The 13,484-nt window shown below is 48.3% G+C and carries 15 protein-coding genes; all 15 read left to right on the plus strand.

Annotation, left to right across the window (positions count from 1 at the left end):
• Positions 1–4 precede the first annotated feature (4 nt).
• The 15 genes from SATMO3_RS08265 (at position 5) to SATMO3_RS08335 (ending at position 13,464) form a co-directional block, all read left to right on the plus strand.
• Positions 5–493, plus strand: a complete 489-nt coding sequence (locus SATMO3_RS08265) for a molybdenum cofactor biosynthesis protein B (protein ID WP_371379956.1) — start codon at positions 5–7, stop codon at positions 491–493.
• 39 nt (positions 494–532) lie between these two features.
• Complete coding sequence (locus tag SATMO3_RS08270; protein WP_371379958.1) at positions 533–973, plus strand: MOSC domain-containing protein; 441 nt, start codon at positions 533–535, stop codon at positions 971–973.
• 38 nt (positions 974–1,011) lie between these two features.
• Positions 1,012–2,034, plus strand: a complete 1,023-nt coding sequence (locus tag SATMO3_RS08275) for a molybdopterin-binding protein (RefSeq protein WP_371379960.1) — start codon at positions 1,012–1,014, stop codon at positions 2,032–2,034.
• A gap of 18 nt (positions 2,035–2,052) precedes the next feature.
• Positions 2,053–3,294: a gephyrin-like molybdotransferase Glp gene (gene glp, locus SATMO3_RS08280; protein WP_371379962.1), complete on the plus strand. Its 1,242-nt coding sequence runs from the start codon at positions 2,053–2,055 to the stop codon at positions 3,292–3,294.
• A 240-nt stretch (positions 3,295–3,534) separates the two neighbouring features.
• Positions 3,535–4,797, plus strand: a complete 1,263-nt coding sequence (locus SATMO3_RS08285; protein WP_371379964.1) for a [FeFe] hydrogenase, group A — start codon at positions 3,535–3,537, stop codon at positions 4,795–4,797.
• A gap of 30 nt (positions 4,798–4,827) precedes the next feature.
• Positions 4,828–5,139, plus strand: a complete 312-nt coding sequence (locus SATMO3_RS08290; protein ID WP_371379966.1) for an iron hydrogenase small subunit — start codon at positions 4,828–4,830, stop codon at positions 5,137–5,139.
• 12 nt (positions 5,140–5,151) lie between these two features.
• Positions 5,152–5,850 carry a cytochrome b/b6 domain-containing protein gene (locus tag SATMO3_RS08295; RefSeq protein ID WP_371379968.1) on the plus strand — a complete coding sequence of 233 codons (699 nt, stop codon included), beginning with the start codon at positions 5,152–5,154 and terminating at the stop codon, positions 5,848–5,850.
• A gap of 51 nt (positions 5,851–5,901) precedes the next feature.
• Positions 5,902–7,875, plus strand: a complete 1,974-nt coding sequence (locus SATMO3_RS08300; protein WP_371379970.1) for a methyl-accepting chemotaxis protein — start codon at positions 5,902–5,904, stop codon at positions 7,873–7,875.
• Between the two features lie 34 nt (positions 7,876–7,909).
• Positions 7,910–8,521 carry a molybdenum cofactor guanylyltransferase gene (locus SATMO3_RS08305; RefSeq protein WP_371379972.1) on the plus strand — a complete coding sequence of 204 codons (612 nt, stop codon included), beginning with the start codon at positions 7,910–7,912 and terminating at the stop codon, positions 8,519–8,521.
• Between the two features lie 16 nt (positions 8,522–8,537).
• The gene (gene mobB, locus SATMO3_RS08310; protein WP_371379974.1) at positions 8,538–9,059 is read left to right on the plus strand and encodes a molybdopterin-guanine dinucleotide biosynthesis protein B; all 522 of its coding nucleotides are present in this window, start codon (positions 8,538–8,540) and stop codon (positions 9,057–9,059) included.
• Between the two features lie 92 nt (positions 9,060–9,151).
• Positions 9,152–10,030, plus strand: coding sequence for a radical SAM protein (locus SATMO3_RS08315; protein ID WP_371379976.1), 879 nt, complete (start codon positions 9,152–9,154; stop codon positions 10,028–10,030).
• A 124-nt stretch (positions 10,031–10,154) separates the two neighbouring features.
• Entirely contained in the window at positions 10,155–10,580 is a 426-nt protein-coding gene (locus tag SATMO3_RS08320; RefSeq protein ID WP_371379978.1) for a DUF4418 family protein, read from the plus strand.
• Positions 10,577–11,785, plus strand: a complete 1,209-nt coding sequence (locus SATMO3_RS08325) for an FtsX-like permease family protein (protein ID WP_371379980.1) — start codon at positions 10,577–10,579, stop codon at positions 11,783–11,785. Before SATMO3_RS08320 ends, SATMO3_RS08325 begins: the two co-directional genes overlap by 4 nt.
• Positions 11,785–12,447 (plus strand): ABC transporter ATP-binding protein, encoded by a 663-nt coding sequence (locus SATMO3_RS08330; protein ID WP_371379981.1) that lies wholly within the window; start codon positions 11,785–11,787, stop codon positions 12,445–12,447. The genes SATMO3_RS08325 and SATMO3_RS08330 overlap by 1 nt, the downstream gene beginning before the upstream one ends.
• 18 nt (positions 12,448–12,465) lie before the next feature.
• Positions 12,466–13,464, plus strand: a complete 999-nt coding sequence (locus tag SATMO3_RS08335; RefSeq protein WP_371379983.1) for an ABC transporter substrate-binding protein — start codon at positions 12,466–12,468, stop codon at positions 13,462–13,464.
• Positions 13,465–13,484 lie beyond the last annotated feature (20 nt).

Below are 13,484 nucleotides of genomic sequence, written 5' to 3' on the forward strand. Positions count from 1 at the left end.
TAAGATGTACAAAACAGCCATTCTGATCATGAGTGATAAAGGGGCCCGCGGCGAGCGCCAGGATTTGAGCGGTAAACAAATTAAGGAATCGCTGGGGCCTAGCTATAGTGTTGAGTATTATAAAATTATTCCGGATGAAAAAGACCAGATTATGGCGGAAATGCGCTATATCTGTGATCAATTATCGCCGGCGCTCTTACTTACCTCAGGGGGAACCGGTTTTTCCAGCCGCGATGTGACGCCTGATGCCACCAGGGAAGTGATTGAAAAAGTTGTGCCGGGAATACCGGAAGCCATCCGTTATTACGGACTGCAACAGACACCTAAGGCTATGCTGTCACGGGCTGTTGCCGGCATTCGGGGCAAGACGCTCATTATTAATCTTCCCGGCAGTGTGAGAGGCGTGCGTGAATCGCTGGCGGCTGCACTGCCGGCGCTGGATCACGCACTGGATATTCTTCAGGGGATGGCGTCAGAGTGCGGACAGGGATGATTTAACGCTAGAAATCCTAATACTTTGCAGGCGGAGGTTATGAAAGTGGCAAAAGTAGTGGCAATCAATATCAGTGAGGAGAAGGGACAACCCAAACAGGCCATTGATAAAGGCTATTTTGCAGTAAATTGCGGACTTAGGGGAGATGCGCATGCCGGTGAATGGCACCGGCAGGTAAGTCTTTTAGGGAACGAGAGCATTGACAAGATAAAGAAGCTGGGTTTTGACAACCTGGCGACAGGAAGTTTCGCCGAAAATATTACCACCGAAGGTTTGATACTGTACGAGCTACCTGTCGGCACAAAACTTAAAGTCGGCGAGACCATTATGGAGGTAACGCAAATCGGCAAGGAATGCCACATGGGCTGTGCCATCCGCGAAAAAACCGGCGACTGCGTTATGCCGCGGGAAGGAATATTTGCCAAAGTAATTACCCCTGGCTGGATAAAACCAGGCGATGTCCTGGAACGGCTTAACTAGGCAGAGAATGCGTTACTAATTGGAAAGGGTTGAAAACTATGCAAATGGTCAGGGTAGAAGATGCCATCGGCAATGTATTATGCCATGATATTACGAGAATAGTGCCGGGGGAGTTCAAAGGAGAAGCTTTTAAAAAGGGGCATGTCATCTGTGAGCAGGATATACCTACATTGCTGAAACTAGGCAAAGAGCACCTGTATGTGTGGAAACTGAAGGCAGGCTTTCTGCATGAAAATGATGCCGGACTGCGTATAGCCAGAGCAGTAGCCGGGCATGGGCTTGCGCTGAGTGAACCCAGTGAAGGCAAGGTAAATCTTATAGCCAAGCACGACGGGCTGCTCACTATTAACGAAGAGTTTTTAACTGGTATTAATTCCATTGAGGAAATTGTCGTTGCTACCCGCAACCATAACCGTCCGGTAAAACAAGGTGACAAAGTAGCCGGTGTCCGGGTTATTCCCCTGATGATTGACGAACAAAAAATACAAATGGTGGAAGAGATCGGGCAAAAAGTCGAAGTTGCAGCTGTTACACCTTATCGTTCCTATAAAGTAGGCGTAATTACAACCGGCAGCGAGGTGTATCACGGACGCATCCAGGATAAATTCGGACCGGTTGTCAAGGCGAAAGTAGCAGGATTTGGCTGTAAAGTCCTGCAGCATATTCTCGTGCCGGATGATGCGGCAAAAATCGCGCAAGCCGTGAATGCGTTGATTGCCAACGGTGCTGAACTAATACTGACTACCGGCGGTATGTCGGTTGACCCTGATGATGTAACCCCGAGCGGCATTAAAAAGGCCGGTGCACAAATCGTTACTTATGGCGCGCCGGTATTGCCGGGATCTATGCTCATGGTTGCCTATATTGGAAAAGTGCCGGTTTTAGGATTGCCAGGCTGCGTCATGTACCATAAAACGACCGTCTTTGATCTGCTCTTACCCTTAGTTCTGGCCGAACGGCGGATTACCCGGCCGCTGATTGTGAAACTGGGGCTGGGTGGTATGTGTCTGGAATGTGATGTTTGTCAGTATCCGGCTTGTTCCTTTGGTACTGGCGCATAAAGGAGAGGAGGGAAACAAGTGAAAACAAGTATTTCCTTGGAAGAAGCCCATGCAATTTTAGGGGAATTGGTCCAGCCTGTAAAACCGGGTTATGTGTCGCTGTTTGCTGCGGCAGGCAGGGTTTTATGCCGGGATATACAATCAGGTGTAAACCTGCCGGCCTTTAGCAAATCCCCGCTGGACGGTTATGCCGTGCAGGCCGGTGATACCCAAACTGCCAGCCGTTCCCAACCCGTCGTACTGGAGGTCATTGAAGAGGTGCGGGCCGGCTATGTGCCGCAGCGCAAAGTGGTTTCCGGAACAGCCATAAAGGTAATGACTGGAGCGCCGGTGCCTGAAGGCGCAGACGAGATTATAAAGTATGAAGATGTCGTCAGGGAAAATAATCATATTTCGCTGTCTTATCCACTGCAGCCAGGTAAAAATGTGATTAAGGCCGGCGAAGACGTAACGCTAGGTGAGATGATTGCCTGCCGGGGCGCGTTGTTAAATCCGCCGCTGGTTGGGTTGTTGGCGGCGGTAGGTATCGCACAAGTACCGGTCTATGAAAAAGTCAAAGTTGCCATTCTCAGCACCGGCGATGAACTGGTAGATCCGGCTACAGCTTTACTTCCCGGAAAAATCTATAACAGCAATTTGCACAGTTTGAATGCATTCTGTTCCCAATTAGGGACCGAACCTATTTCCATGGGCATAGTGCCGGATGAAAAAGAGGCAATTGTTGCCCGGTTGGGGCAAGCGCTGTCGGCAGCTGATCTTGTGATTACAACCGGTGGCGTATCGGTGGGGGATTATGATGTTGTGCCCGATGCACTGGAAGCAATCGGGGCCGAAATTGCCTTTTGGAAAGTAGATATGAAGCCCGGTTCACCGGTAATAGCAGCCCGGTACAACCAGAAGCTGATTATCGGACTATCAGGCAATCCGGCTGCCGCCTTTATCACCTTTGATCTGATTGTTGTACCGCTGATAAAAAAAATGATGGGGCTTGCAGAGCAATTTCCACCCAAAATATCGGCTATACTGACCGACAGCTTTAATAAACCCAGCCAGCAGCGGCGATTTTTGCGCGCCAGGGTACAGCGGGACAATGAAATGAATTATGTGAAATTAACGGGCGAGCAAAGTAACGGAGTTTTGAAATCAATGATTGATTGCAATGCCTTAATTGATGTGCCTGCCGGCAGTGGACCGCTGATAGCCGGGCAGGAAGTTTCGGCAGTTGTATTAAGGAATGCTGCGGCGGGAATTTTTATCTAACGGGTAGGTTCCTCCTGTGATTAACCCGCTATATAAGCCCCCCGCTTCTGCAAGTGGGGCTTATACTCCGCCTGAAACTAGTTTGCTTCATCAGACTATCCTATATTGCTTGGTTTAATAGTTTTCTTAGTAAATCAGAAAGAAGCATACTTTCTGATTTACTAAGAGTAACTTTGCTCTATAAACCGCTTCCCGTGGGGCGAGCCAGGTTCTCATTTAAATCTATATAGGGGAGGTCTAATGATGAAAGGATTTCAAACCCAGGAATTAAATCGTGTTATTGAAATTGACCGCAAAATCTGTAAGGGTTGCGATTCCTGTAAGGCATTTTGCCCGGCAGATGCAATTGCTGGTAAATATGGGGCCGCACATACCGTCACTACCGAAAAGTGTATATCGTGCGGCCAGTGCCTTGTCAACTGCCCGTTCGGGGCGCCTAAAGACATGGTTGACGTTGTCGACAAAGTAATTGAGAAGCTTAATAATAAGCAGTTGACGGTTGTCGGCACCATTGCCCCGGCCGTACGGGTTGCCATCGGGGAAGAGTTCGGGATGGAACCAGGCAGCCTGGTCACGGAAAAGCTATATGGCGCTCTCAACCAGGCCGGCTTTAAAATATTGGACACCAATTTTACCGCCGACCAAACCATCATGGAAGAAGGCATGGAGTTAATCGCCAAAATCAGGCACTATGCCCTGGGTGAACCGGCCGAACAGCCGCTGGGACCGTTGCCGCAATTTACATCTTGCTGTCCCGCCTGGATTCGGTATGTGGAATTATACTATCCTGAGTTTATTCCTAATTTGTCGTCTGCAAAATCTCCCATGATGATGGCCGGCGCTCTGGCTAAGACTTATGGAGCCAAAGAAGTATGGAGAGTAAAACCTGAAAATATTTTTGTGGTTGGCATTATGCCCTGCACCGCTAAGAAATTTGAAGCATCAAGACCGGAATTTGACAGTGCGGCGCACTATTGGCGCAAGCAAGGTGAGAATGGTCATTATCCTGATGTTGATGTAGTTCTTACTACCCGGGATTTGGCCCGCCTATTTAAGAAACGGAACATTGATTTTGCCAATGCTCCCGAATTTACTGACAAAGATAATCCTTTGGCTCAATATAGTGGTGCAGGCACTATCTTCGGCAATACGGGCGGAGTTATGGAAGCTGCACTGCGTACTGCGTATTTCGTGATTACCGGCCGGGAGCTTGATGTGCTGGAGTTCAAACCCGTACGGGGACTTGCCGGCGTGAAGGAAGCCAGCGTAACCATGCAAGACGCCAAAACCAGTAAAGAAGTTACGCTGAATGTTGCTGTCGCTCATGGCATCAAAGAGAACGTTCGGCCGCTCTTGGAAGAAGTCAAAGCAAACAAATTACCCTATCATTTTATTGAAATTATGAATTGTCCCGGCGGCTGTGTTAACGGCGGCGGTCAGCCTGTAAATCCGATGGGCACCTCCTGGCTCGGCAAAGCAAAAGCAATGCTGCCATGGGCGTAAACTTTAGCAAACATCATGAGGAGGCAGACAATGGCACAGTATGATTATATTGAGAAGGCAGTCAGGGTTACCCGGCGGGAGTTTTTAGGTGTTGTTGGCATAGCCGGCGCGGTTTTGTGGACTGGCGCATATGCGGCGACAGATTTGGTACAGGACCGGACAAAGTATATTAAAATGCGGGCGCAAGGTATCTACCGCGACGACGCTCAGGCTAAAATCCGGCAGAGCCACAATAATCAGGCGGTTCGCCAGATGTATGCCAGGTTCGCTCAAAATCCGCTAAGCCCCTTGGCGGAAGAACTGTTCCATACTAAATATGTTAACCGCACGCAATTAGGGTAAGGGGGATTGGTGATGAACTATCATGAGACGCTTGAACCACGGGTGCTAAAACATTCTTTTGTTTCCCGCCTGTTTCACTGGGGCTTGATTCTCGGCTTTTTACCGGCAGCCATTACCGGATTCTTTATATGGATGAAACCATTTAGTGATGACATTCAAAATTTGATCATGCAGATTCATATTGCTGGCGCAGTGATCCTGACTATTGCCGCAATCTACTATTGTCTATTTGGCTTTGCGCGAATCGTAGCTTTTATCCGGCGGATTTTTAGCTGGAATGAAAGAGATATCGGCTGGTTGTTAGTCGGTGGCGGCTATCCGCAAAAGATGTTATTAGGCAGGACAATTCCTGTACCGCCAATGGGTAAGATGAATTCCGGACAGAAATTGATGGGGCTTGGCATGTTCCTGGGTGGCATTATGCTAATTGTCACCGGCTGGGTACTATATGCCTTCATGCCGGTTGCGCCCAAGGTAGCTACGTACTGGTTTGACATGGTTCATTTGGTTTTGGGGGTGGTACTGGGATTAGGCGTGTTTATGCACATTTTTTTGGGCATATACAACTGGGGCGAGTTTTTGGCCATGTTTGGCGATGGTACCCAGCCGCTCAGCCAGGCCAGACATCATAACCCGGTATGGGTTGACCAGGAAATTGAACGGATAAAGACTGGTACCGTATCTGTTTCCGGGCAGCGGACGGCAGGTTAGCAGCAGCGTTGAAACACTTTCGGGTCTGCAGGATATAGGGGAGAAGGTAACATGAAAAGTATTCGCATCAAACTTGTGGCAACAGTGGCTACTCTATTTATATTGGCACTGAGTTTACTGGCAGGCTTAAGTTATTGGCAGGCCAAAAAGATACTTATGCAAGATGTGGAAGCTGAGCTTACTCACGTCGTGCAAAATTGTTCGCAGGAAACGGCAAGCTGGCTTGACCGTACCCGAACGGAAATCGCCGGCTTGGCTCGTTCGCCTGTTATTGTCAGTGGCGACAAGCAGGCAATCGTCTCTTACCTGGCGGCAGAGCTAAGTATAGCCGAGGTATACGAAAGTTTGATATGGATTGACCCGACCGGCAAATACTTTGATTTTAAGGGAGAAACCGGCAGTCTAGCCGACCGGGAATATTTCCAGCGGTCAATTAAGGGAGAAACCGTCATTTCCGACCCGGTTATCTCTAAGAAGACCAACAAACCTATTGTAATAATCTCTATTCCTATTCGTCAGGATAACCGGATAACCGGTGTTTTGGCGGGGGCTATTAATATTGAAGCGGTAGAAAAACAGGTATTGGAAGTCAAAGTGGGTGAGACCGGATATGCCTATGTGATCCAAGGGGATGGCTTAATTATTTTTCATCCTAATAAAGAAATTGCCCTAAAGTTCAGCAGTCTTACCGACCCGAATGCGACGCCCGCACTGAGGGCGGCCACCGAGAAAATGACCAGGAGTGAACAGGGGATTATAAACTACGATTATCTGGGTATTAACAAGTATCTGGCTTACGCGCCGATAGCCGGTACCAAATGGTCTGTGGGTGTCAATGTGCCTGTGAGTGAAATTACAGCTAAATTAAATACCTTTACCTGGATATCGTTCGGTACCAGTATTATTGTGTTGCTGTTATCCTTAGGGGTTGTGTTTTGGGTGGCAACGTGGATTTCTAAACCGGTAAACACGCTGGAAAGGGCTGCTCATGGTATTGCAGACGGCGATCTTACAGTAACCCGTATTCACGTTAAATCCGGCGACGAACTGGAACATCTGGCCCATGGCTTTGAAACCATGGTTGGTAATTTGCGCAGTCTGGTGCAGCAAATTACTAACTCATCCGAGCAAGTAGCGGCGGCATCGCAGGAATTGACGGCCAATGCCGAACAATCCGCCCAGGTTGCCGGACAGATTGCCGCTTCCATTACCGAGACAGCGCGGGGAGCTGATTCGCAGGTAAGCACTGTGGATAATGCATTGCAGTTAGTCCGGAAAATTGCCGCCGGTGCCCAGACAGAAGCCAAAAATACCGAACAATCCATTGTTATTGCCAATAAAGCGGTAGAGGCGGCCGCCGCCGGTAATGAGGCCGTAGGCCTGGCAGTAAACCAAATGGGCCATATCAGGGAAACTGTTGAAAACTCGGCGCAGGTTGTGGCCGAACTGGGTGAACAGTCCAAAGAAATCGGACAAATTGTTGAGACTATTTCCGGTATTGCCGCGCAAACCAATCTCCTGGCACTGAATGCGGCGATTGAGGCGGCCCGGGCCGGCGAACAGGGACGGGGATTTGCCGTAGTGGCCGAAGAGGTGCGGAAACTGGCCGAACAATCGCAGGAGGCGGCTAAACAAATTGCTACGCTCATTGGTGATATCCAGGGGAAAACCGAGCAGGCAGTCGCGGCTATGGCAGACGGTACCCAGGAAGTCCGGCAGGGATCTAGCGTTGTCGATCAGGCCGGTCAGGTTTTTCGTGACATCGAAGGGCATATTAAAGCAGTTGCCGTGATAGCCCAGGGAACCGCCGGCGGTATGAAGCAGCTGGTCAGTCACAGTCAACTTATTGTTGATGCTATGAAAGAAGTGGAACATATCAGCCGGGAAATATCCAGTCAGACACAAACAGTTTCTGCCGCTTCGGAGGAACAGTCGGCCGCCATGGAAGAAATTGCTTCTTCCAGCCAACATTTGGCTCAACTTGCAGAACAGTTGCAGGATGCCGTTAACCGGTTTAAATTATAAGAATAGAGCATTATGTGCGGGGGAGGGCAATGTAATGGCTGTGAGCGGAATTATTCTGGCTGGGGGGCGAAGTTCCCGGATGGGGCGTGACAAAACGCTGTTGCCGTTCGATAATGAAACTCTGATAGAACGCACTGTGAAAAAGCTGATAAATTTTACGGATGAAGTGATCGTTGCCAGTAATAGCACGGCAAAATACAATTTTGCAGGTATCAGAGAGGTCCCTGACCTGTATCCGGGGATGGGACCTCTGGCCGGTATGCATGCCGGTCTGTTGGCTGCCCGCAATCAATATTCTTTTATAGTTTCCTGCGACATGCCGCTGTTTACGATAGAACTAGCCAAATACTTATTGGCACGCCGGGAAGGCTATGATGTCATCGCTCCGGAATTAAAGAATTGCTGGGAACCTTTGTGTGCGGTATACTCGCGTAATTGCATCGGGGCTATGGAACAGTGTTTGCAAGCCGGGATTAGTAAAGTGTACCTTTTTTATCCGCAGGTAAAAGTATTAAAGGTTGCGGAAAGGGAACTGGAGACGGTAGGAAATCTGGAAGAACTGTTTTTAAACCTTAATACACCGGAAGATTTAAACAGGCTGATTGGTAAGGAAAAGCTACAACAGACCAAGGTAATGAATTGTTGAAATAAGGGGTTAGAATATGAACAATCAGACTACACCGGTAATCTCATTTGTTGCGAAATCGGGGTCAGGCAAAACAACCCTGTTGGAAAAAGTAATACAAAGACTGAGAGATCACGGGATTCGGCTGGCAGTTATAAAACATGACGCCCATCAGTTTGATATCGATAAGCCAGGCAAAGATACCTGGCGGCTGGCACAGGCCGGGGCAGATATTGTTGCCATCTCCTCACCGGCCAAAGTAGCGATCATTGAAAAAGTGGTCGAAGAGAAACAGCTTGATGAGGTGATTGCCATGCTTGCGCCGGTTGATTTAATACTCACAGAAGGCTTTAAACGGAGCGGTAAGCCCAAAATAGAGGTATTCCGCTCGGCGGCGCATAAAGACTTGTTATGTGAGGCCGGTGAATTACTGGCTATTGCCAGTGATGTTGTCTGGGATATTGGCGTACCTTGCTGTGACATCAATGATATTGACGGTATTGTGCAGGAAGTACTTAAGTACTTATGGAATTTCCCGAATGCAGCGGCCGCAAAATAGCAAGGCTAGTCTGAAAATCTTTTATTGGCTATTGTCATAGAAAGGAAAACATCGTTGTAACCGGTGTTTTTCCGGGGGAGGGGGGGCAAATTATGCGTTATGAAGGCGATATTTATAGTCCCCATATTGCCGGAGACGACTATGTACTGCAGTGCACAATTGGTTGCAGTCATAATCAGTGTACCTTTTGCTATATGTATAAAAACAAGCAGTACCGGGTCCGGGCCCTGCCGGAGATCTTAACCGATATTAATCTGGCGAAAGCAGCTTACGGCGATGTGAAAAAGGTCTTTTTGGCCGATGGCGATGCGATTAGCATGCCGGCTAAAGATTTGTTAACAATATTGGATTATCTGTATGCCAGTTTTCCGGGGTTGTCCTATGTCGGCACTTATGCCAGTGCCGGCAGTGTTCTCAATAAGTCTCCGGCCGAGCTCAGAGACTTGCAGCAGCACGGGTTGACCGAGGCTCACCTGGGGGTGGAAAGCGGCGATGAACAAATCCTCTATGCCATCCGTAAAGGCGTCAGCTATGCGCAAATGGTTCAGGCCGGGCGCCTGCTGAAACAAGCGGACATACACTTGTTTGTCACAGCCATCCTGGGCTTGGCCGGGAAACCGGACAAGTCTGTGGACCATGCTAAACACACCGCCCGCATTTGTAATGAGATACAACCGGATTATCTGGGCTTACTAACCATCCTTGTTCAGGCCGGGACGCCAATTTATAAACAAGTGCAGGCCGGTGGCTTTATAGTGCCGGATGATCCCGCGATACTGGCAGAAATGCGGCTTTTATTGCAAGGGTTGGAACTTGAGCACTGTGGTTTTACCTCCATACATCCTTCCAACTGTATTTCCCTGGAGGGCTGGCTGCCGGAAGATAAGGACCGGCTGCTGCAAACACTGGCTGATATTATTGACAACCGGGATTGGTCGCGTTTGCGCCGCCGGGCCACCGAAAAGGTATAATTGGCAGTTTTGGTCTTTTTTTTAACCTTGACAATTGCAAGTTAGTTATAGAGTGCAATTGTTAAACGGCTATGTTTTTTATCAACTGATAGAAGCGGGCATTTGTGGAATTGGGGGAGTAAAATTGCAATCCAAAAGACTAATACCGGGTATATGTTTCTTACTGTCGTTATGGCTTTTGCTCGTACCCTTCTTTTTTCCAATCTGTGTTTCACAAGTTCACGGTATGGGGCATATGGCTTGCTGGTATACATGGCGGTCTGAACCATTCAATGCCCTTATGGCGCTCATTGTCAGCAGCTATCTTATTTTTACAGCGAATCCACAGGTAAAAAAGGCCTTGGGTCTGGTTCTTTGCATCTGTGGAGTAATTGCCGCAGCATTTCCTCAGTCGTGGGCAGTCGGCATGTGCGTCAAAGAAAATATGGCATGTCATAAGACGTATCTGTATACCCTGGTGGGGGCTATTCCCTTGGTTGTATTAGGCATATATTTTTTTTACCAAAGCTTTCGTATTTCCCAAGCAATTGACGAGGATGAAGCTAAATGACTTTATGGCACATGATTGGCTGCAACCTTCTGCATAGAAAACTGCAAAACAGTATTCTTATTATCCTGATTGCTCTTGGCGTTGCCGTTGCCTTTGCGGTAGCTGCGCTTTATAAAAGTGTGGATGCCGGTATGCACGAGGCGGTTGAACGTATGGGCGCCGATATTGTCATTGTGCCCAATACCGCGGAAGTCGAAGGCGGAACCCTCCTTTACGGCGGCGCACCTGTAAATGTTTATATGAACCAGTCCAAGTTAGATGAAATTAAAGATATTCCCGGCTTCCGTTCAGTATCGCCTCAGTTTTTCGTGCAGACACTGTCCGGCGCAGACTGCTGCAGTATTGACATCCCCACCCGCGTTATCGGGATTGAACCTGCAAGCGACATTTATATTAACCCGTGGCTACCGGAAGCCTATAACGGTAAGCTGCCGGACAACAGCGTGATTCTCGGGGCCAAAAATGATTATGCAGGGGAACCGCAGATCAAAATTCTCGGAAAAATATTCGACGTTGCAGCTGTGGCCGGAGAAACCGGTACATCAATAGACTACTCTATTTATATGAATATCAATACGGCCCGCCAACTGGCAAAAAACAACGATTCGCTCCGCTATATTTGGGCTAAGGCCGGACAGCCGGAAAATCTGATATCGGTTATTCTCCTTCGCTTGGATGAAAGCGCGGATATAAATTTCATTAATCAATATCTTGCCAAAATTGGAAGCATAAAACCCATTCTGGCCGTAGATGCCAAAAAAAGTATGCAGAGCCAATTGCAGCTTCTCATTCGAATCATCGGTACACTGTGCCTCAGCATCATTGGCGCAATTGTCTTTCAGGTATTTGCCAATTTTTATCTTTCCATGCGGCATCGACATAGTGAATATGGCATTTACCTGGCGCTTGGCGCATCCCGGTCTAAAATCTACATGCTAATTGTCGGCGAAGCTATGTCTATTGCCGCGACCGGCGGTATTCTCGGCTTGCTTGCCGGTATGCTGTTGTACCGCGGTTCGTGCGACTTTCTTGCCGCGCTGCGTTCCTATCCACTGCTCTCCCTTTCCGGTTATGAGTTTTTCCTAAACGCTGGTATCACTTTTGCTATTGGCGTATGTATTACAACCGCTGCTTCTGTGTTTCCGGCGTGGCAGGCGGCAAGGCTGGATCCAAGCACTGTAATGATAAAGGGAGAGTATGATTGATGAAAAAAACAGGGATTGAGCTCAAGGCCATTCATAAATCATTTGGCAAAATCAGCATCTTGCGCGGGATTAATTTTGTTGCCGCGGCAGGGACCACCACGGTGATCACCGGCAATTCCGGCGAAGGGAAAACTACATTGCTATCCATCATGGGGTTATTACAAAAACCTGCTTCCGGGAGCATCTTAATTGATGAAAAAGACGTTGCCGGTACCGGTATTGCTGAACTATCAAAAATTCGCGCTGCCCGTTTTGGTTATCTGTTTCAAACACCTCGCCTTGTGGGATCGCTGACTGCTCTTGAAAATACGCTTGTCTGTACTGCGTTTAGCGGCATAAGCAATATGCGGGAAAAAGCCGCCGCCCTGCTGGACTCTCTAGGAATGAGCAAGCATCTTGACTATAAGCCGGAACAGCTTAGTATTGGGCAAATGCGCCGTGTAGCCCTTGCCCGGGCGCTTATTATGAAACCGGCAATCCTGCTGGCCGATGAGCCGACCAATGACCTCGATTCTGAAGTATCTCAAATTGTCACATCCTCCCTCTTTAAAGCAGGAGAAAACGGCGCTGCAGTTGTGATTGTCACGCATGACCGCTCTCTTGCCGCCAAGACGGAGTGTGAATATAATCTTGCGGGTGGTATCTTACATCAGATCCGCTAAAAAAAAGGAGGCCTCCAAATGAATAGAAAATGGATTACTTTTTTACTGACTATTTTGATAACGGCAGCCCTGGTCACGACTGGCTGCGGCAGTGACAAAAAGACAGCCACAGAACAAGACAACAGCAAAACAAAAACAGAACGGATTTATAGAATCGGTTACTGGGGCGGAACCTGTGAAGCCCCCATTTTTGCCGCTTACGAAAACAAGGTCGCCGAAAAACTGGGCATCAAAGTGGAACTCGTACTTATGGCATCTAAAAATACGGCGGAAATGCTTTCTACCGGCAAGGTGGATGCGGTACTTTCATCCCCTGGCAGCTTCAAAGGGATTGAACAGGGAATGGATCTTGTATTAATTAATACGGCTCATACCGGCTGTATTCAAGCTTCCGCACCGATTAATTCCCCCATTAACAGCGCCGCCGATCTCAAAGGAAAAAGAGTGGGTGTGGACGCCATGGGCGGCCCCTTTATGGCCTACATCAGCAATGAACTCAAACAGCATGGCATCGACCCGAAAACAGAAGTGGAATGGAAAGTTTATCCTCCGCCGCAACTTCAAACCGCCATGGATAAAGGTGAAATCGACTGCTTTGGTACCTGGGACCCCTTTCCGCAGATTCCTGTAAACGAAGGAAAAGCAAAAATTATCTGGAGCAATACCACCATGTCTCCCTATAAGGATTATACCTGCTGCTTCGTGGGGGTTACCGGCAAAGTGGTCAGGGAAGAACCGGAAGCTGCGAAAAACATCCAGGCGTTTTTCCAGGCGGGCGGTGAATTATGCAAAACACAACCGGATGAAGTTGCCAGGATGATGGTTGAAAAAAAATACACCGGTGGCACGCCTGCACTCAATGTGCAGCTCATCAAGGCCTACCAGTGGTTTTCCGACCCGGCACGTGGCTTAAAGGACTGGAACTGGCATGTCAAGGTTTTCAAAGACGTTGGTATATTTGACGCCTCTACAAATCCGGAAGAACTCATTAAAAAATCCTATAAAATTCTTCAATAGAGTTTAATGGCGTAATTCCT

Source organism: Sporomusa aerivorans (assembly GCF_041428895.1).
GTDB classification, from domain to species: Bacteria; Bacillota; Negativicutes; order Sporomusales; family Sporomusaceae; genus Sporomusa; species Sporomusa aerivorans.